This window comes from Bradyrhizobium sp. LLZ17 (assembly GCF_041200145.1).
In the GTDB taxonomy this organism is placed as follows: domain Bacteria; phylum Pseudomonadota; class Alphaproteobacteria; order Rhizobiales; family Xanthobacteraceae; genus Bradyrhizobium.
On record NZ_CP165734.1, the window covers coordinates 131,180 to 151,607 of the forward strand.

Sequence of the window (20,428 nt, forward strand, 5' to 3'; positions counted from 1 at the left end):
GTCAGGGGACGATGACGAGCTTCCCGCGCGTATGTCCGCCGGCTAGAATCTCGTAGGCGGCAGCGAGCTGATCGAAGCCATAGGTCGCGCTCACGGAGGCGCGGATGGCGCCGGTGTCGATCAGGGCCGCGATCTCCGCCAGTTGAGCGCCGTCCGGCCGGGTGAGGGGGCCATGGAACTCCGCCTTGCGGGCGGCGGCGCGCGCGATGAACGGTCGAATGGCCGCCGAAGCTTGCTCGGCCACCGGAGGCGGGAAGCCGATTTCGCGATAGCTCTGGGCATCGGCGGTGCGCACCAGGCCGACATAGCGGCCGCCCTCGCGCAGGGTGTCGATGCCACGCTCGATCAGCGGACCGCACACACCGTCGTAGACGACGTCGAATGGGCCGGCAGCCTCGAAGCTTTCGGTCGTGTAGTCGATCGTGCGGTCCGCTCCGAGCCCAGCCATGAACGCCTGGCTGTCCGGTCCGCCCGTCGCAACGACGTAGGCCCCCAGGTGCTTCGCGAGCTGGATGGCGAAGGCGCCGACGCCGCCCGCGCCTGCCTGGATCAAGATCCTTTCGCCGGCCTTGAGCTGCGCGCGCTCCACAAATGCCTGCCAGGTGGTCAAGGCGACCGTCGGCAGGCTCGCCGCCTCCTCGAAGGAAAGGGTGCGCGGCTTGTGCGCCAGGAGACTGAGTGGAACGGCTGCGCGGTCGGCATAGGCGCCGGGACGCCGGTTGGGCAGGCGGGCGTAAACCTCGGCACCTGCCTTGAACGCCCCGCCCGAGGGCGCGGAGACAACAACGCCGGCGACGTCGTAGCCCAACACCTGCGGAAAGGTGAATGGAAAGGCGGCATGGAACAGACCCTGCCGCATGGCGATCTCGACGGGATTCGCACCGGCGGCCCGGACCTCGATCAACGCCTCGTCGGCGCCCGGGACAGGATCGATGACCTCCCCGTAGCCGACCACGGAATTGTCGCCATAGCCCGTGATGTACGCTGCCCGCATTTCATTCTCCTCGCGCTAGGTCGTCCGACCAATTAGTCTCATTATTGAACTTTTATGCGCTTGAATGAACGTTGGCAAGCCCCGTCGGGGCGCCGGCGTGAATGAGAGCGTTTTCGAGCGAAGTGAATGCCGATTCGCGTGAAGAACACGCGCCAAAACAAGACTTTAGAGCTTAGGTTCTGATTCACTCAGAACCGAAAAGCTCAGAGGTTGCCGGCCCGGGCCTTCGGCTTACCCGCGGCGCGCCGGCGCAAGCGAAGATCGGCAAGCGTGATCTCGCGCCCAAGGGAGGAGCGGACCTTTATCGGGTCCAGTTCGCTGCCGTCGACGCCGTCAAGCATTTGAATCGGGGGCGGATCGGGCCGGAACAGCCATCGGTCACCCCATTGGCGCAGTGCGATGATGGTCGCAAAGAGATCCTCGCCCATTTCGGTCAGAACATACTCGTGCCGCCGCGCTTCCTCGGCGATGGGCCGGCGTTCGAGAATGCCAGAGGCGACGAGTTTCTTCAGTCGGGCGGTCAGCAGGTTCCGCGACATCTCCAGCTCCTTCTGGAAATCGTCAAATCGGGTCGTGCCGCCAAAGGCCTGGCGCAGGATCATCAAACTGCCCCAGTCGCCGATGACGTCAACGGAGCGGGCCATGGGGCACTCGTACGAGGCCCAACTTTTCCGCTGCATGGACTGATCTCCTTCGCCGGTGTCGCCTGGGCAGGAATTAAAGTCCCATGCGACAACCGACAAGGTTGCCACAAACTCCTGCCGTCGTCTCTCCCACGGAGAGGGTGCCCCACCTAGGCCCCAGCCTCCCTCAACACCCGCTCCGCAATCGCCACCACCTCGCTTGCCGCGATATCCCGCATGCAGCGGTGGTCGTTCATCTTGCAGATCGTGCTCTGGCAGGGTTGGCAGGCGAGCACGCTCTTGTCCTGCACGACAGTGGCGGCGAGGCCGTTGAGGGGGCCCAGAGATAGGGGCTGGTCGGGCCGAAAATGCCCATGGTGGGCGTCCCCAATGCGGCTGCGATATGCATCAGGCCGGAATCGTTGGAGATGGCGGCGCCGGCCGCGGCCATGGCCAGCACGCCGTTGCGCAGGTCGGTGCCGGTGAGGTCGCGGACACCCGGGCCGCCTGCCGCGACGATATCCTGGGCGAGGCCCTTTTCCGCGGGGCCGCCGACCACCCAGACCTCCAGCCCGCGCTCGACCAGCAGCCGGGCGGCCTCCGGATAGGAGGTCCAGCGCTTCGAGACGCCGACCGAGCCGGGGGCGAGCGCCACGGCGGCGCCCGCACTCAAGCCGTTGGCCTGCCGCCAGCGGGCGATGTCCTCGGACGGGACCCGCAATTGCGGCACCGGCCATTCCGGCGGCAGCGGCGCGCCGTCGGGCTGGGCCAGCGCGGCGTTCTTGTCGATGAAGCGGGGAAGCTTCTTCTCCCCCCAGCGCCAGCGGTTGAGCAGGCCGAACCGGAACTCACCGACGAAGCCGACCCGCTCGGGGATGCCGGCCAGCGCCGGCGCGATGGCCGCCTTCCAGGTCCGGGGCAGCACCAGGGCGGTACCGTAGTTCCGCGCGCGCAGGAGCTTTGCCAGCCCGAACTGGCGGCCTACGGCAAGCTGGCTGCGCGGCAGGTCCCAGAGGATGCCCTCGCGCACGCCGGGCATATAATCGACCAGCGGGGCACATAGCGAGGTGGTCAGGAGATCGACCGGCCGATTCGGCCATCGCTCCTTCAGGACCCGCACGACGGTGTGATTCCGGACGAAATCGCCGATCCACATATAGGGGACGATCAGGATCGGGCGCGTGTCGCTCGGGTCCTCATTTCCGCCGAATTGCAGATCTTTGTTCATTCTTAGGGAGACCACGGGTGCTCTGATGTGGCGGTTCGGTTAGCTGCTCCGGGGCGCCGGGTAAAGCGGCGGCAGCGCCGATCCCAAAACCGCTTACACTTTGGCAGATCATGCGCTAGGGCAGAACCGGACCTTAAAACTCGGGCAGGGATGCTGGAATGTTGCTGGTGACCGGCGGGGCCGGTTTTATCGGATCGAATGTCGTGGCCGCGTTGAACGACGCCGGCCGCAGCGACGTCGTGGTCTGCGATCGCCTCGGTACCGACGGCAAGTGGCGCAATCTCGCCAAGCGACAGCTTGTGGATATCGTTCCGCCGGCTGAGTTGCTCGACTGGCTCAAGGGCCGCAAGCTCGATGCGGTCATCCATCTCGGCGCGATTTCCGAGACCACAGCCACCGACGGCGATCTCGTCATCGAGACCAATTTCCGCCTCTCGATGCGCCTGCTGGATTGGTGCACCGCCAATGCTGTGCCGCTGATCTACGCTTCGTCGGCGGCGACCTATGGCGACGGGACGGAAGGCTTCGACGACGATTCTTCGCTGCCTGCGCTGAAGCAACTGCGGCCGATGAACCTCTACGGATGGAGCAAGTATCTGTTCGATCTTACTGTTGCCGAGCGCGTCGCGAACGGCGACAAGCTGCCGCCGCAATGGGCTGGCTTGAAATTCTTCAACGTGTTCGGCCCGAACGAGTACCACAAGGGCGCGATGATGAGCGTGCTGGCGCGCCGCTTCGACGACGTCAAGGCGGGCCGTGTCGTGCAATTGTTCAAGTCGCACTGCGAAGGCATCGCCGACGGCGATCAGCGCCGCGATTTCATCTATGTCGACGACGTCGTGCGCGTGATCATGTGGCTGCTGGCAACGCCATCGGTCTCCGGCATCTTCAATGTCGGCACCGGCAAGGCCCGCAGCTTCAGGGACCTGATGCTGGCCGCCTATGCGGCGCTCGGCACCAGGCCCAACATCGACTACATCGACATGCCCGAACAGATCCGCGGCAGCTATCAGTACTTTACCCAGAGCAAGGTCGATCGTCTCCACCGCGCCGGCTATAATGGCGGCTTCACGACGCTGGAGGATGCGGTGAAGGCCTATGTCGGGGATTATCTCGACCGGCCCGATCGCTTCCGCTGAGGCCCTTTGATGATGCCGACGCCCATTCTCGATTTCGATGCACTCGCGCAAGACTTCACGCGCCGCACGGTGCTGTGCATCGGCGACATCATGCTGGACGAGTTCGTGTATGGCGACGTGTCGCGGATTTCACCGGAAGCGCCGACGCCGGTGATCAGCGCCCAGCGCAGCGAAATCCATATCGGCGGTGCGGGGAATGTCGCGCGCAATATCGCCTCCCTCGGCGCGCGCTGCGTCTTTGTCGGCCTCGTCGGCGACGATGAGCCGGGCAGGCGGCTCGCGGCCGCGCTTGCCGACCAGGCCGACATCGAAAACCTGCTGGTCTGCGATCCGTCGCGGCCGACCACGCGAAAAGTGCGCTTCGTCTCCGAGCATTTTTCCACGCACATGCTGCGCGCGGACTGGGAGCAGGCGGCGCCTGCTTCCGATGCCGTCGAGACCAGGCTGATCGAGACGATCCTGCCGCAGATCGCGCGCGCCGACGTCGTGCTGCTGTCCGACTATGCCAAGGGTGTGCTGACCGCGCGCGTGATCCGCCACACCATCGACGCCGCGCGAAAACTCGGCAAGCCCGTGATCGTCGATCCCAAGAGCCTGAACTGGGCAATCTATCGCGGCGCCACGCTGCTCACGCCCAACCGCAAGGAATTTTCGGAAGCCACCCGCAGCCGCGCCGACACGGGGCAGAGTATCGTCGCTGCCTCGGAAGACGTGATGCGGCTTGCCGATTGCGAGGCGATCCTCGTCACCCACGGCGAGCACGGCATGACGCTGGTGCCGCGCAACGGCGAGGCCGTCCACGTTCCCGCCTTTCCGGTCAAGGTGCGCGACGTGTCCGGCGCCGGCGACACTGTCGCCGCCGCGCTCGCGGTCTCGCTCGCGGCGGGCGCGCACTGGGACACCGCGTTGCGGATCGCAAATGCGGCAGCCGCCGTTGCGGTCGGCAAGCAGGGCACGGCGAGCGTGAGCGCTGCCGAGCTGCGGCGGAAGATCTTGCCGCACGCCTATCTCGCGGCCGAGGAGAAGATCGTGCTCGAGGCCGGAGCACTCGATGCGCAGCTTGCGGAATGGCGCAGGCTGGGCTTGCGGGTCGGCTTCACCAATGGCTGTTTCGACATCCTGCATCCCGGCCATGTCAAGGTGTTGACCGCGGCGCGCGCCGCTTGCGATCGCCTGATCGTGGGGCTCAACAGCGACGCTTCGGTGCGGCGCCTGAAAGGCGCGGACCGTCCGGTCCAGGACGAGCGCGCGCGGGCCGAAGTGCTGGCGGCGCTCGAAGCGGTCGATCTCGTCGTCATCTTCGAGGAGGACACGCCGATCGAACTGATCACCCGGATCAAGCCGAGTGCGCTGGTCAAGGGCGGCGACTACACCCGCGAGCAGGTGGTCGGCTACGAGGTCGTCGAGGCCGCAGGCGGCAGCGTCGTGCTGGTCGACATTCTCCAGGGCTTCAGCACGACGGCGCTGGTTCATCGCGCGCGGGGAGATGGCAAGTGACGATGCTGGCCCGCGAGACCACCGGTCAGATGCTGTGGCAGCGTCTGCGCAGTCCGGCGGCCTGGGGCGAGACGGTCGACCTGTTCGCGATCCTGACCGCGGCGTCGCTGCCCTGGTCAACCTCGCTTGCGGGCATATTCAACGCGCTCATGCTGCTCTGCATGGTGCCGTTCCTCGACGTTCGCGAGTTCCTGCAATCACTCAAACGTTCGATCTGCGCCGCGCCGATCGCGCTGGTCCTGCTCGCGCTGGTGGGGACATTGTGGTCGGACGCGGCCTGGGGCGCGCGCTTTTACGCGGTCAATCCCACCGTCAAGCTGCTGATGCTTCCGGCTCTGCTGTTTCACTTCACGCGGTCGCGGCGCGGGCATTGGGTGTTCGTCGCCTTCCTGGCGTCCTGCGCACTGTTGTCGGTGATGTCGTGGCTGGTCGCCTTTTACCCCAACCTCGCGCTCAAGACCGATCCCGCCGAACGCGGCATCTTCGTCAAGAACTACATCGACCAAAGCCAGGAGTTCACCCTGTGCGCGGTCGCGCTGGCCTATCCGATCGTGATGCTGCTGCGCCAGAAGCGCTACTGGATCGCCGGTTTGCTCACGGCGCTGGCACTCAGCTTCTTCGTCAACATGGCTTTCGTGGTGGTGTCGCGCACCGCGCTCGTTACCATCCCGATCCTGTTCGGCGTGTTCGCGCTGCTGCACCTGAGATGGCGCAGTATCGCGATCATCTCCGTCGCTCTGCTTGCGGGCGCCGCTGTCGCCTGGCAGGCCTCGCCGCAGCTGCGCAAGACCGCCGACACGTTCGTGAGCGACTACACCCGCTACAAGGAAAGGGGCGAGCCGACCTCGGCCGGCTTGCGGCTGGAATTCTGGCGAAAGTCCCTCGGCTTCTTCGCGGAGGCGCCGATCATGGGGCACGGCACCGGCTCGACGCGCGGATTGTTCGAGCGCGTCGCAACCCCCGGCGGTCAGTACCTGGCCTCCGCCGAGGTGATCGGCAACCCGCATAACCAGACGCTGAACGTTGCCGTGCAATGGGGCATCATCGGCGTCGTCGTCCTCTATGCGATCTGGATTCTGCACCTTCGGCTGTTTCGCGGCGATGGACTTGCCAACTGGGTCGGTCTGCTGGTCGTGGCGCAGAACATCTTCACCTCGCTGTTCAACTCCCATCTGTTCGACTTCCACGAGGGCTGGATGTACGTCCTCGGCGTCGGCGTCGCCGGCGGCATGGTGATCCGGGCTCAACTGGCCGAGACGAAGCTGGGGGAAGCAGGTTCCTGAACGGCCGCGCGGCTGGCAAGTCTGTTGTTGGCAAGTCTGTTGCTGGCAAGTCTCTTGCTGGCAAGTCTTTTTCGAGCAAGTCTTGTGATGGCAAGTCTTGTGCTGGCAACTCCCGTCGAGATGGGTTATCAGCGCGGTCAGGTTGCAACTCACGGGATATTCATCGGTCGGCGGATGAGGCGTCTTTCGCATCTTACCTCGCGCAATTATCTGATCGCGCTCCACGACCTGCTGGCGACCACGGCGGCGCTGTTCGTAGCGTTTTATCTGCGTTTCGAGGGCGGTGAGGGCTTCTACGACCGCTTGCCGCTGCTGCTGCAGATCCTGCCCTACTTCCTCGCCTTCAGCGTGGTCGTGTTCTTCATCTTCAACCTGACCACGACGAAATGGCGCTTCATCTCGCTGCCGGACGCGCTGAACATCATCCGCGTCGCAAGCGTGCTGACGGTTGCGCTCCTCGCGCTCGACTACATCTTCGTCGCCCCCAACGTTCGCGGCGCCTTCTTTCTCGGCAAGGTCACGATCGTTCTCTACTGGTTCCTTGAAATCTCCTTTCTCAGCGCCTTGCGCATGACCTATCGCTACTTCCGCTATACGCGGGTGCGACGCCGTGCCAGGACCACGGATGCCGCGCCGACGCTGCTGATTGGCCGTGCCGCGGACGCCGAGGTGCTGCTGCGCGGCATCGAAAGCGGCGCGATCAAGCGCATCTGGCCGGTCGGCGTGCTGTCGCCGTCGCACTCCGATCGCGGCCAGTCGATCCGCAACGTGCCGGTGCTGGGCGGCATCGACGACATCGAGGACGTCATCGCCGACTTCGCCAAGCGCAACAAGGCGATCGCACGCATCGTGATGACACCGTCGGCGTTCGAGCCGGAGGCTCATCCGAATCGATCCTGATGCGGGCGCGCAAGCTCGGGGTGATCGTCAATCGCATGCCCTCGCTCGAGAGCGGCGATACGCCGCGGCTGACGGCCGTGGCGGTCGAGGACCTGCTGCTGCGCCCGAGCGAGATCATCGACTATGCGCGCCTCGAAGCGCTGATCAAGGGCAAGGCGGTGATCGTCACCGGCGGCGGCGGCTCGATCGGCTCCGAGATCTGCGAGCGTGTCGTCGCCTTCGGCGCCGCGCGCCTCCTGATCGTGGAAAATTCCGAGCCGGCGCTGTACGCGGTCACCGAGGCGCTCGCGGCGCATGGCGCGGCTGCCGCGATCGAAGGCCGGATCGCCGACATCCGCGATCGCGAGCGCATCATGCGCCTGATGGCCGAGTTCAAACCGGATATCGTGTTCCATGCCGCCGCCCTCAAGCATGTGCCGATCCTGGAGCGCGACTGGAGCGAGGGCGTCAAGACCAACATCTTCGGTTCGATCAACGTGGCCGATGCCGCGCACAATGCCGGCGCCGAAGCCATGGTGATGATCTCCACCGACAAGGCGATCGAGCCGGTGTCGATGCTCGGCCTGACCAAGCGCTTCGCCGAGATGTACTGCCAGGCGCTCGACCATGATCTTGCGGCGGGTCACGGCGGCGCCAAGCCGCCGATGCGGCTGATCTCGGTCCGGTTCGGCAATGTGCTGGCCTCGAACGGCTCGGTGGTGCCGAAATTCAAGGCCCAGATCGACGCCGGCGGCCCGGTGACGGTGACGCATCCCGACATGGTCCGCTACTTCATGACCATCCGCGAGGCCTGCGATCTCGTCATCACGGCGGCAACGCACGCGCTCGGTACACAGCGTCCGGACGTCTCGGTCTACGTGCTCAATATGGGCCAGCCGGTGAAGATCGTCGATCTCGCCGAGCGCATGATCCGCCTCTCCGGCCTGCAGCCCGGCTACGACATCGAGATCGTGTTCACCGGCATGCGGCCGGGTGAGCGCCTGCATGAGATCCTGTTCGCGTCCGAGGAGCCCACCCGCGAGATCGGCGTTGCCGGCATCATGGCCGCGCAGCCGAACGAGCCGCCGATGCAGACCCTGCGCAAATGGATCACGGCGCTCGAGCAGGCGATCGCACGGGACGATCGGGCGACCATCAGGACCATCCTGAAGGATGCGGTCCCTGAATTCGGGTCGACCGCGGCCTGATCATGCAGTCTCGAGGCAAGATCGTGGTCGCGAGCCAGCATTACCCGCCGGATCCGAGCACGACCGCGGCGATCATGGCCGAGATCGCCTGCCGCCTCGCTGCCGACCACGACGTGGTCGTGCTGTCGGGCTCACCCGGCACGCTGCCGGTTTCGCAGACCGGTCCGGGCAAGCCGCGCGTCGTTGCTGTCAGGAACCGGATGGCGGAGAAGGCGGCACTGGTGCAACGCGGTCTGTCCGAACTGCTGTTCGTGCTGCGCACCTTCTTTGCGCTGATGCGGGAGCTTCGGCGAGGTGACGTCGCGCTCACCGTCACCGCGCCGTTCATGCTGCCTTACGCGGTGGCGGCGGCGGCAAGGCTCAGGGGCGCGCGCTCGGCGCTGATCATGCACGATCTTTTTCCGGACGTGCTGGTGATGGCCGGGCTGCTGAAGCCCGGTTCGATCGTGGCGAGGACGATGCGCGCCGCCAACGGCCTGATGTTCCGCGCCCTCAACGCCGTCATCACGATCGGCCGCGATGCCGAGCGGCCGCTGCTGAGCTATTCCGGCATGACCCGGAACAAGATCCGCTTCATCCCGAACTGGGCGACGCTCGTGCCGGCGCCGCGGCCGGTGACGCCGGACAATCCGTTCCGCAAGTCGCTCGCGGCCCGCTTCATTGTCGGCCTGTCGGGCAATCTCGGCTTCACCCATGATCCGGGGATCGTGTTCGAGGCGGCGCGCTTGCTCAAGGACGAGCCGGATATTCACTTCCTGCTCTCCGGCTGGGGCATCGGCTTCGAGCGGCTGAAGCAGTTGCAGGCGGCTTTGAGCCTGCCCAACGTTTCCTTCGTGGCGCGGGTCGAGGATTCCGAGCTCGAGCGGTTTCTGGCTGCGGCCAATCTCTGGATCATTCCGTACCGGAAAGACGTCGCGGGGGTGTCGGTGCCGAGCCGTTTCTATAATCTGCTGGCGGTCGGGCGTCCGGTCGTGCTGGTCTCCGAGCCGCAGGCCGAAGCTGCCTTGACGGTCGTGGAGAACCGGCTGGGTTGGGTCGTGACGCCGGGCCGCGCCGATCAGCTCGCCGAGGCCATCCGTGCCGCGTCCCTGTTCCGACAACACCGGCATTGCGGAGCGTGCCGTGAAGGCGGCATCGAAGTTCGATCGCGCCGTCGCGATGAACGCCTATGCCGCGCTGGCAGACGAACTGCTGCGCAACCCGGACCTCAGGGAGCAACGATGAGCGAGAACAAGCCGGTCGTGCTGGTGACGGGAGCGAGCGGCTTTCTCGGCCGTCACGTTGTGCCTGCGCTGATGCGTGCGGGATGGTCGGTCCGCCGCGCGGTCCGCAACCCGGAAGGCCTCGCCGACGAGGTCGTGATCGAGACGATCGGCCCCGACACCGATTGGCAGGCCGCGCTCGACGGCGTCGATGCCGTGGTCCATCTCGCCGCGCGCGTGCATCACAAGTACGAGGAGCATGCGGTCCAGCTCTATCGCAACGTCAACATCGCCGGCACGCTGCATTTGGCGCGCGGCGCCGCCGCGGCCGGCGCGCGCCAGTTCATCTTCATCAGCACGGTTCTCGTGCATGGCCGCAGCAATGAGGGCCGCGCCCCGTTCAGCGAGGACGACATCCTCACGCCGCGCGGTCTCTACGGCATGTCCAAGGCCGCAGCCGAGGCCGGACTGCGGACGCTCGCGCGCGACAGCGACATGAAGATCTCGGTGATCAGGCCGCCGCTGGTCTACGGCGCGGGCGCCAGAGGCAATTTTGCGCTGCTGACGCGCGCGGTGGACCTTGGACTGCCGCTGCCCTTCGCCGCAATCCGCAACCACCGCGCCTTCCTGGCCGTGCAGAATCTCTCGTCCTTCATGCTGCGCCGGCTCTCCCACCCCGATTCCACGAGCAATTTCGAGATATTTCTGGTGGCCGACGGAGAGCAGGTCTCGACCCCCGAATTCATTGAGCGTCTCGCCAAGGCATCCGGTAGGAGCTCGCGGCTGTTCGGCGTGTCGCCGGAGCTGTTGAGCCGGCTTCTCTGCGCGATCGGCCGGCAGGAGATGCATGACAGCCTGATCGGTTCGCTCGAGCTCAACGTTTCCAAGGCTCTCGCAACCGGATGGCAGCCGCAGGTCTCCCTCGATGAGGGCTTGCGGCTCGCTCTGTCGGCTCAGGACGCCTGAGGGCGGGAGAATCGCATCAGCACGTAGCCGATCGCAAACGCGCCTGCCAGCAGCGCAACCAGCGTGATCGCCAATGAGCCGGCGCGTACGGTGGCAATGGCAAGGCCCGCGAGCACGACATTGAGCGCGAACACCGCGCCGATCACGCGGGGGACCGTGAAGCCGTTGTCGGTGGCGCGCTGGTAGAAATGCGAACGGTGCGCTGACCAGAATGGTTCGCGCCTTGCGATGCGACGGACCAGCGTGACGGTGGAATCGACGAGGTAGTAGGCTGGCAGCAGCAGCGCCGCCGCCGGCTGCCGATGCCAGGCAAGCTCGAGCAGGCACCAGCCGAGCAGAAGCCCGATCGGCAGGCTGCCGACATCGCCCAGGAAAACCTTTGCGGCCGGCTTGTTGAAAGGCGCAAAGCCGAGCATGGCGCCGCACAGCGCCGCGGCGACCAGCGCGGCCGGCCGGGACAATTCGCCGAGCCATCCCAGCAGCAGCAGCGCCGCCGTGACCGGCACCACTTCGGCCACCGTCATCAGGTCGAGCCCGTCCATGAAGTTCACGAGGTTCACGAACCATATTCCGGCGAGCAGGATCACGCCGCGCTCCAGCGCAAGCGGCAATGCCGGCACGATGCGCGCGGTCTCTGGCGCGGTGAACACGACGGTGCCGACCGCTGCGGCTTGCAGCACGAGCCGCACCAGCACCGGAAGCGACTTGATGTCGTCGGCAAATCCGACCAGCGCGATCGCGACCGTCGCGCCCACCAGTGCCGGCGGGATCGCAACATCTGCGAAACTACCCCAGGCCGATGCGACCAGCAGAGTCGCCGAGATCACCGCGATGCCCGCGCCTTGCGGGGTCGGAATGCGATGCGAGGATCGCGCGTTGGGCCGCGCCAGCGCGTAGCGCTGGAGCAGGGGGCGGCTGGTCCAGGTGATGAGCGCCGAAATCAGCGCGGCGATCGCAAGGGCAAGCAGCGACGGCACGACGGCGAGGGTGCTCACTCCGGCACCCCGAGCGGGGCCGATCCTTGCGCGGCTTTCTCCGCGCTGAGGATCCAGACCAGGCCGCCGAACGCGCCGACGATGAAGAAGACCGCGCCGAACAGCAGCGAGACGTTGACGCCTTCGGTGGCGGCGAGTCCCGCGAAGCCGAAGGCCAGGCCCATGGTGGCCTCACGCACGCCCCAGCCGGCGATCGAGATCGGCATCAGGGTGATCAGCATGACCGGCGGCACCAGCAGGAAGACCTGGCCGAAGCTGACTGGAGCGGCGATAGACTGCACCACGCACCAGGCGATGACGACGGCCAGCACGTGAATGGCCAGCGACAGGATCGCGATGATCGGTCCGCGCTGGGCGTTGAAGATCACACGGTTCGCGATCACCGCGCAGGCGTGGAGGTGATGGGTCGCCCACCAGGTTTTCAGCCATGGCCATTTCAGCGCGCCGAACACCAGGAAGCCGAGGCCGCCCGCGAGCGCCGCAAGGTCGAGGAGCAGCAGCGCCGAACGCCCATTCGGATCGGTGATGAGGGCGTAACTCCAGGGCAGGCTCGCGACAATGATGATGGCGAGCGCGATCAGGCCGATCGCGCGGTCGACGAAGATCGAATAGGTCGCCGCGCGCCATCCCGCGCCGGCGCGCGCAACCAGCCACAGCCGGACCGCGTCGCCGCCGATTGCCGACGGCAGGGTCTGGTTGAAGAATGCGCCGATCACGTTGTAGCGCATCGCGCGGCCGAGCTCGAGCGGCGCGCCGCATGCGGAGCTGATCTCGCGCCAGCGCAGCACGCCGACGAAGATTTGCAGGAATGTGACCGCGATCGCCATCGCAATCCAGAACAGGCTGTTCGCGGTGAAGCGCGAAAACAGTTCGGTCAGATCGACCTTGCGCAACGCCAGGTACAGCAGCGCCGCGGAAATCAGGATCTTGGCCGTCGACAACAGGATCCGGCGCATCTCGCCCGCATGAACAGGGTTTGCGAAGATTTGAGGCAACCCGACGCGAGGCGTCGAATTCGGCCGCTTTGGTATGGTTTTGGCGCCGATCTTGCAATAGCTGTCGTGAAGGGGAGCCAAGCGAACTGCAGCGGAGCTATTGCGGCCCCCGCGATGCGGCGGGTAAACAGGCGGTACAGGCTGAGGCGGCTGTTGGGAACAGGATGACGGATCAGGCGATTTTGGTCACGGGAGCCGCGGGCTTCATCGGCTTTCACGTCGCCCGGCAACTGCTCGCCGAAGGCCGGGCCGTCGTCGGGCTCGATAATCTCAACAGCTATTACGATCCGGCGCTGAAACAGGCCCGCCTGGAACTGCTGCGTGCCGATTCCGGTTTTCGTTCGTCAAGGCCGATCTCGCCGATCGCGAGACCATCGCGGCGCTGTTCGCGCGGCATGGATTTTCAGAGGTCGTGCATCTCGCCGCGCAGGCCGGCGTGCGCTACTCGATCGAGCAGCCGCAGACCTACGTCGAGTCCAATCTCCAGGGCTTTCTCAACGTGCTCGAGGGCTGCCGCAACAACGGCTGCCGTCATCTCGTTTACGCCTCGTCGTCCTCGGTTTATGGCGCCAACGCCAAGCTGCCATTTGCCGTGCAGGACCGCACAGATCATCCGGTCAGCTTCTACGCTGCGACCAAGAAGGCGAACGAGGTGATGGCGCAGTCCTACAGCCATCTGTATCGGCTGCCGGTCACGGGGCTGCGCTTCTTTACCATCTACGGCCCGTGGGGCCGGCCCGACATGGCCATGTTTCTGTTCGTGAACGCCATCATCGCGGGCAAGCCGATCCGGCTCTCGCTCTTTAACCATGGCAAAATGCGTCGCGACTTCACCTATATTGGCGACGTCACCCGCGTGGTATCCAAACTGATTGATCTGGTGCCCGCGGATGACCCGGCTGCCGCAAATGCGCCGTCTAAGCTCTATAATATCGGTAATCACCATCCGGAAGAGCTGATGCAAGTCGTCGGACTTCTGGAACACGAGCTGGGTCGGACGGCGGTCAAAGAATTGCTGCCGATGCAGCCGGGAGATGTCCTGAAACGTTCGCGGATGTCGAGGATCTGATGCGCGACACCGGCTTTGCACCGTCAACGCCGATCGCGCACGGGATTCATAATTTTGTCACCTGGTATCGCGACTATTTCAAGGTTTGAAATGACGATGGACAAACGCATCATCCCCCTGATCATGTGCGGCGGTGCCGGCACGCGGCTGTGGCCGGCTTCGCGCGAGGTACGCCCCAAGCAATTCCTGCCGCTGTTCGGCACGCGCTCGACCTTTCAGGACACGCTCTCGCGCGTCTCCGATCCCTCGCTATTCGATCGTCCGATCGTCATCACCAATGCGGCCTATCGCTTCATGGTGCTGGAGCAGCTGGCCGAGATCGGCATCGAGGCCGACGTGATCCTCGAGCCGATGCGGCGTGACTCCGGGCCGGCGATTGCCGCGGGCGCGGTGTTCGCGCAGAACCGCGCCAAGGACGCGATCGTGCTCGCGCTCGCCGCCGACCACGTGGTGCAGGACAATGCCGCCTTCGTCGCCGCCTGCCGCGAAGGCCTTGTTGCGGCCAAGGCCGAGCGCATCGTCACCTTCGGCGTCAAGCCGGAGCGGCCGGCGACCGAATACGGCTATATCAGCCCGGGCGAATTGATCTCGGGCGAAGTGCACGCGGTCGCGCGCTTCGTCGAGAAGCCCGATGCGGTGAAGGCCGCCGACTACGTCAATTCGGGCTATCTCTGGAACAGCGGCAACTTCATGTTTCCCGCGACCCTGCTGCTCGATGAATATCGCAAAGTGGATGCGGCGAGCGTGCAGGCGATCTCCGATGCGGTCACCAATGCCGGCCGCGATCTCGGCTTCGTGACGCTGGAGCCGCAGGCGTTTGGCGCGGCGAAGGCGATCTCGATCGACTATGCGGTGATGGAAAAGACATCGCGCGCAGCAGTGGTGCCGGTGTCCTGCGGCTGGTCCGACGTCGGCTCCTGGCACGCGGTGTGGGAATTGTCGGACAAGGACGGGCACGGCAACGCCGCGCACGGCACTGCGGTGTTCGAGGATCCGCGCAACTGCAACGTCACCAGCGATTCCGCGCTGGTAGCGCTCGAAGGCGTCGACGATCTCATCGTGGTGGCGACCGCCGATGCGGTGCTGGTCTCGCGCCAGAAGGATGCCAACGGCCTGAAGCGGCTGGTGACCAGGCTCAAGACAATCGCGCCGAAGGTCACCGAGGAGCACCTCAAGGTGCATCGGCCCTGGGGCAGCTATCAGTCCGTCGACAACGGCGAGCGCCACCAGGTCAAGCGCATCGTAGTCAAGCCGGGCGGGCGGCTGTCGCTGCAGAAGCATCATCATCGCGCCGAGCACTGGATCGTGGTCCGCGGCGCGGCCCGTGTCACCGTCAACGAGACCGTCAAGACGGTGCACGAGAACGAGTCGATCTACATCCCGATGGGCGCGGTGCATCGGATGGAGAACCCCGGTAAAATCATGCTGGAATTGATCGAGGTCCAGACCGGCTCCTATCTCGGGGAAGACGACATCATCCGGATTGAAGACGACTATCAAAGGTCGTAACCAGCCAACTCCGAATCACGCGATCCTGGCCAGGAGGCGCTGCCTTTTGGCGCTAAGGCCCGGGGAACGTGTAATTTTTTGAATCAAATCGTGTCCGGTCGGTTCGGCCGGCATTCGCCACAAATGTGGCGACCGTGCTAGAAGCGGCGCGGGGATTTGCGGTGAATCGGGGTTCGATCAGATGAGTTCCAAAGTGTCTGCACCGGCAAAAGCCGGCTTGCGCGTCGGCGTCATTGGCGCGGGCGTGATGGGCAGCAACCACGCGCGCGTGCTCGCGGGGCTTCCCGGCGTCAGTCTCGTCGGTGTGGTCGATCCGTCGCCGGCGCATCTGGCGCGCACCGCGGAGCTCGCCAACTGCCGGGGTTTTGAGACGCTCGACCAGCTCATCGCCGAAGGCGTCGATGCCGTCACGATCGCGGCGCCAACTCATCTGCATCACGAGGTCGCACTCGCCTGCATCGCCAGGAACATCCACGTGCTGGTCGAGAAGCCGATCGCCTCCACCGTGGCCGAGGGCCGCGAGATCGTCGCCGCCGCCCAAAAGGCCGGCGTCACGTTGATGGTCGGCCATGTCGAGCGCTTCAATCCGGCGGTCGCCGCGGTCAAGCAGGCGATCGCGGGCGAGGACATTCTCTCGATCGCGATCACGCGCGTGGGTCCGTTCCCGCCGCGCATGTCCAATGTCGGCGTCGTCATCGATCTCGCCGTGCACGACATCGACCTGATCCGCTGGTTCACCGAATCCGACATCGTCGAGGTGCAGCCGCAATTGTCGAGCGCGGTGGCCGAGCGCGAGGACATCGCGCTGTTGCAGTTCCGCACGGCTTCCGGCGTGCTCGCCCATATCAACACCAACTGGCTGACGCCGTTCAAGGCGCGCAGCGTCACGGTGGCGACCCGCGGCAAATACGTCATGGGCGATCTTCTCACGCGCCAGGTCACCGAATGTTTCGGCTTCAAGCCGGACGGCAGCTATTCGATGCGGCATCTGCCGGTCGGCCACGACGAGCCGCTGCGCGCCGAGCTGATCGCGTTCCTCAAGGCCGTGCGCCATGGCGAGATCCCGGCGGTGACCGGCGACGAGGGTGTCGCCAGCCTCGAGATCGCGACGCAGTGCCTCGAAACACCGGCGCGGCCCGCGGCCAATTCGTCGGCGGCCCGCAGGCCCGCGCCGCGTCGCCGGCTAAAACCCCTTTCCATGTCAACCATTCAAGAAAGCGCCAAGAACGAGACCATGAACCAGCATCTGCGTTCGGATCCCATTCCCTTCATCGACGTCGGCTCGCAGCGCCGCCGGCTCGGCGCGGAGCTTGATGCCGCAGTCAAGCGCGTGATGGATCATTGCCAGTTCGTCAATGGACCCGAGGTCTTCGAGCTCGAGAAGCAGCTTGCGGCATATTGCGGCGCCAAGCACGTCGTGGCCTGCTCCAGCGGCACCGATGCGCTTTTGATGGTGCTGATGGCGAAGAATGTCGGGCCCGGCGATGCCGTGCTGTGTCCCTCCTTCACCTTCATTGCGACCGCGTCGCCGGCGGCGCGGACTGGCGCCACGCCGGTCTATGTCGACGTCGATGAGACGACCTTCAACATGAGCCCGGAATCGCTCAAGCGCGGCATTGCGGCCGCGCGCAAGGCCGGCCTGACGCCCGTGGCGGTGATTCCTGGTCGATCTGTTCGGCCAGCCGGCCGACCACGATGCCATCGCCGAGATCGCCAAGGCCGAAGGCCTGTTCGTGATCGACGACGCGGCGCAGAGTTTTGGCGCGAGCTACAAGGGTCGCAAGCTCGGCACCTTCGGGCTCGCCACCACCACCAGCTTCTTCCCGGCAAAGCCGCTCGGCTGCTTCGGCGACGGCGGCGCGATTCTGACCGATGACGACGAGCTCGCGGCGACGCTGCGCAGCATCCGCGTGCACGGGCAGGGCGTCGACAAATACGACAACGTCCGCCTCGGCCTGACCGGCCGGCTCGATACGATGCAGGCCGCAATCCTGATCGAGAAGCTGAAGATCTTCGACGACGAGATCGCCGCCCGCAACAAGGTCGCGGAGCGTTATGCGCGGGGACTGTCCAACGTGGTCACCGTGCCGCGCCTCAGCTCCGGCAACACCTCGGTCTGGGCGCAGTACACCATCCGCCTGCCCAGGGGTACCGACCGCGATGGCTTTGCCGCCGCGCTGAAGGCCCAGGGCGTGCCGACCGCGATCTATTACGGCAAGTCGATGCACCAGCAGACCGCTTACAAGCAGTATCCGGTCGCCGACGGCGGGCTGCCTGCTTGCGAGAACCTGTCGCAGGACGTCATCAGCCTGCCGATGCACCCCTATCTGACCGAAGCCGATCAGGAGCGAATCATCGCCGCCGTGCGGGGCGCGATCACGGGCTGATCTGGCCGTTCTTCCCCTCTCCCCTTGTGGGAGAGGGTGGCTCGCCGCGATAGCGGCGAGACGGGTGAGGGGTCTCTGTCCGCACGGAATGCGCGGAGAGAGACCCCTCACCCCAATGAGTTTGTGTCTACTCGCGGCGCTGCCCTCTCCCACAAGGGGAGAGGGCACAGCCATGCGCATCGCAAGATGCAATCGACCTCTGTTCGATAAGTCTCTAAAGCAGACGCATGCTCGGACGTATCTTCACGGTTGGCGGATATACGCTGCTGTCGCGGCTGACGGGATTTGCCCGCGACATCATGCTCGCGGCGATCCTGGGCGCAGGCCCCGTGGCCGACGCCTTTTTCGTGGCGCTGCGGCTGCCCAATCATTTTCGTGCGATCTTCGCCGAAGGCGCGTTCAACGCCGCCTGGGTGCCGGCCTACGCCCACGTCCATGGCGAGCGCGGGGAGGCATCCGCGCGCCTCTTTGCCGACCGCATCTTCACGCTGTTGCTGGCCTCGCAAGTCGTGCTGCTGATCGTTGCCTGGCTGTTCATGCCGCAGGCCATGAGCTTACTTGCGCCCGGCTTCAGCGAAGATGCCGAGCAGCGCAAGCTCGCGATCGAGCTGACCCGGATCACCTTCCCGTATCTTTTGCTGATCACGCTGGTGACGCTCTATGGCGGCATGCTCAACGTGATGCAGCGCTTCGCCAGCGCTGCCGCCGCGTCGATCTTCCTCAACGTGGCGATGATGATGACGCTGGCGCTCGCCGCCTGGTTTCCGACCGCAGGTCATGCCGCGGCCTGGGGCGTCCTCATCTCCGGCTTCCTGCAATATTTTCTGCTTGCGGGCGATCTCGCGCGCCATGGTGGCCTGCCGCGTTTTGCGCCGCTCAAGCTCGACGAAGACGTTCGCGGCTTCTTCAGGGCGCTTGGGCCTGCGACGCTGGGCTCGATGGGCACGCAGCTCGCGCTGTTCGCCGACACCATCATCGCGACCTTCCTGCCGGCGGGCGCGCTGTCGGCGCTGTATTATGCCGACCGGCTCAATCAGCTCCCGATCGGCGTCATCGGCATCGCCATCGGCACCGTGCTGCTGCCGGAGATGTCGCGGCGGATCACGGCCAATGACCAAGACGGCGCGATGAAGGCGCAACGCCGTGCCTTCGATTTCACGCTGCTGTTCTCGATCCCGTTCGTCGCGGCCTTCCTCACCGTGCCCGATGAGATCATGCGCGCGCTGTTCGCCCGTGGTGCCTTCTCGAAGGCGGATGCGGCCGCTGCCGGTGCGACGCTCGCGGCCTACGCGATCGGCCTCATTCCGTTCGTGCTGATCCGCAGCGCGGTCGCGACTTTCTATGCACGCAAGGACACCGCGACGCCCGTCCGGGCCTCGCTGACCGGCATCGCCGTCAATGTCGCCCTGAAAATTGCCCTGATGGGCTCGCTGGCCCAGATCGGCCTGGCGCTGGCGACCGCGATCGGCGTCTGGACCAATCTGCTGCTGGTGCTGTTCTTCGCCGTGCGCCGAGGCTTTCTCGTGCTGGACCGCGGCTGGCTGTTGTCGCTCGCCAAATTTTTGCTGACCGGCATCATCCTGGCCGCGAGCTTCTGGCTGATCGCGCGCTTCGGCGGTTCTTCTCTCGGCTCGATGCACTTCCGGGATGAACTGATATTGGTCCTGCTGGCGTTCGGGGGCACGATCGTTTACACGCTCGCGATCCTCGCGCTGTTCGGTCGCAGCTGGCTGATCTCGCTGGTGCGCGGCTAGGCGAGCTTCAAATGCGCGAGAGCGAAGTGCTCGCCTCCAGGATGTAGCTTCAATCCATACATCTCTTGATTTCGCGCGATTGCCGTGCTATTGGCGGCCTATGTTCAAATCAATGCGCAAACTCAACTGCATTCACATGACCCGCTTCGGCCGGGCCGTGGAAGGAGTCGTGCGCTAGGAATTCGACGACGACATCTCTTCCACCAGGCCCCGCCGGCATCGGACGGGGCCTTTTGTTTGGCCACGCTTCCCTGCCGGCACAACAGCAGGAGCATCCGATGCCACCCCAACAGACGGATATCATATCCAAGGGCGATGCCGCGGCGCTGCGCCCCGACATTGCATTGGTCGGGCGCATTTTCAGCCTCATCAGGCGGTACTGGCGCGCGCTTCGGGAGCGGCGCTGGCGGCGGCCCCCGCAACTCACCTTGCAGGATCTGAGCGACAGGCAATTGATGGACATCGGCCTGACGCGTGGCGAGATCGACTACATCACGCCGGACCGGGCTATCGATACGTTGAGAAATAGCGCAATCCATCTATGGAGCCGTGGAGGGATGTAGGTGTTGAGGAGCTTGGCTGAGTGCTTCTTCGCGGCCCATCCTTGGAGACGCCCGCCTATGGCGGGCCCTCAGGATGAGGTCGCGTGGCGGCGAGATATTAAACCCTCATGGTGAGGAGCCCGCCAAAGCGGGCGTCT

11 protein-coding genes and 6 pseudogenes are annotated in these 20,428 nt (G+C 65.3%); 12 read left to right on the forward strand and 5 right to left on the reverse strand.

From position 1 onward, the window contains the following. Nucleotide 1: 1 nt before the first annotated feature. From AB8Z38_RS00605 to waaF, 3 genes and pseudogenes are all read right to left on the reverse strand, one after another. A complete protein-coding gene (locus AB8Z38_RS00605) occupies nucleotides 2-994 on the reverse strand; it encodes an NADP-dependent oxidoreductase (RefSeq protein WP_369722594.1) in 993 nt (330 codons plus the stop codon). A gap of 203 nt (nucleotides 995-1,197) precedes the next feature. Continuing rightward, nucleotides 1,198-1,638 carry a winged helix-turn-helix transcriptional regulator gene (locus tag AB8Z38_RS00610; protein ID WP_369722595.1) on the reverse strand — a complete coding sequence of 147 codons (441 nt, stop codon included), beginning with the start codon at nucleotides 1,636-1,638 and terminating at the stop codon, nucleotides 1,198-1,200. A gap of 149 nt (nucleotides 1,639-1,787) precedes the next feature. After that, a pseudogene (waaF, locus tag AB8Z38_RS00615) lies at nucleotides 1,788-2,845 on the reverse strand (lipopolysaccharide heptosyltransferase II). A 158-nt stretch (nucleotides 2,846-3,003) separates the two neighbouring features. Here waaF and rfaD point away from each other — a divergent pair. From rfaD to AB8Z38_RS00645, 6 genes and pseudogenes are all read left to right on the forward strand, one after another. Then, on the forward strand, nucleotides 3,004-3,984 hold the full coding sequence (rfaD, locus tag AB8Z38_RS00620; protein ID WP_369722596.1) for an ADP-glyceromanno-heptose 6-epimerase: 981 nt from the start codon (nucleotides 3,004-3,006) through the stop codon (nucleotides 3,982-3,984). A 12-nt stretch (nucleotides 3,985-3,996) separates the two neighbouring features. Continuing rightward, on the forward strand, nucleotides 3,997-5,481 hold the full coding sequence (gene rfaE1, locus AB8Z38_RS00625) for a D-glycero-beta-D-manno-heptose-7-phosphate kinase (RefSeq protein ID WP_369726711.1): 1,485 nt from the start codon (nucleotides 3,997-3,999) through the stop codon (nucleotides 5,479-5,481). Continuing rightward, nucleotides 5,478-6,764, forward strand: a complete 1,287-nt coding sequence (locus AB8Z38_RS00630; RefSeq protein WP_369722597.1) for an O-antigen ligase family protein — start codon at nucleotides 5,478-5,480, stop codon at nucleotides 6,762-6,764. Before rfaE1 ends, AB8Z38_RS00630 begins: the two co-directional genes overlap by 4 nt. Nucleotides 6,765-6,938: 174 nt before the next feature. Continuing rightward, nucleotides 6,939-8,851: pseudogene (locus AB8Z38_RS00635) on the forward strand (SDR family NAD(P)-dependent oxidoreductase). 74 nt (nucleotides 8,852-8,925) lie between these two features. Beyond that, nucleotides 8,926-9,876: pseudogene (locus AB8Z38_RS00640) on the forward strand (glycosyltransferase family 4 protein); the annotation flags it as partial. A gap of 195 nt (nucleotides 9,877-10,071) precedes the next feature. Continuing rightward, entirely contained in the window at nucleotides 10,072-11,019 is a 948-nt protein-coding gene (locus AB8Z38_RS00645) for an NAD-dependent epimerase/dehydratase family protein (RefSeq protein WP_369726712.1), read from the forward strand. Here the strand turns inward: AB8Z38_RS00645 and AB8Z38_RS00650 are convergent. Next, nucleotides 11,007-12,014 (reverse strand): glycosyltransferase family 4 protein, encoded by a 1,008-nt coding sequence (locus AB8Z38_RS00650; RefSeq protein WP_369722599.1) that lies wholly within the window; start codon nucleotides 12,012-12,014, stop codon nucleotides 11,007-11,009. The genes AB8Z38_RS00645 and AB8Z38_RS00650 overlap by 13 nt on opposite strands. Further along, complete coding sequence (locus AB8Z38_RS00655; protein WP_369722600.1) at nucleotides 12,011-12,970, reverse strand: lysylphosphatidylglycerol synthase transmembrane domain-containing protein; 960 nt, start codon at nucleotides 12,968-12,970, stop codon at nucleotides 12,011-12,013. Before AB8Z38_RS00655 ends, AB8Z38_RS00650 begins: the two co-directional genes overlap by 4 nt. 203 nt (nucleotides 12,971-13,173) lie before the next feature. Between AB8Z38_RS00655 and AB8Z38_RS00660 the strand changes: the two are divergent. From AB8Z38_RS00660 to AB8Z38_RS00685, 6 genes and pseudogenes are all read left to right on the forward strand, one after another. After that, nucleotides 13,174-14,167, forward strand: a pseudogene (locus AB8Z38_RS00660) (SDR family NAD(P)-dependent oxidoreductase). 7 nt (nucleotides 14,168-14,174) lie between these two features. Beyond that, a complete protein-coding gene (locus AB8Z38_RS00665; protein ID WP_369722601.1) occupies nucleotides 14,175-15,587 on the forward strand; it encodes a mannose-1-phosphate guanylyltransferase/mannose-6-phosphate isomerase in 1,413 nt (470 codons plus the stop codon). A gap of 181 nt (nucleotides 15,588-15,768) precedes the next feature. Further along, a pseudogene (locus AB8Z38_RS00670) lies at nucleotides 15,769-16,774 on the forward strand (Gfo/Idh/MocA family oxidoreductase). Nucleotides 16,775-16,821: 47 nt separating this feature from the next. Beyond that, nucleotides 16,822-17,974: pseudogene (locus AB8Z38_RS00675) on the forward strand (DegT/DnrJ/EryC1/StrS family aminotransferase). 227 nt (nucleotides 17,975-18,201) lie between these two features. After that, nucleotides 18,202-19,728 carry a murein biosynthesis integral membrane protein MurJ gene (gene murJ / locus AB8Z38_RS00680; protein WP_369722603.1) on the forward strand — a complete coding sequence of 509 codons (1,527 nt, stop codon included), beginning with the start codon at nucleotides 18,202-18,204 and terminating at the stop codon, nucleotides 19,726-19,728. Nucleotides 19,729-19,961: 233 nt separating this feature from the next. After that, nucleotides 19,962-20,291 (forward strand): hypothetical protein, encoded by a 330-nt coding sequence (locus AB8Z38_RS00685; RefSeq protein WP_369722605.1) that lies wholly within the window; start codon nucleotides 19,962-19,964, stop codon nucleotides 20,289-20,291. Nucleotides 20,292-20,428: the final 137 nt, after the last annotated feature.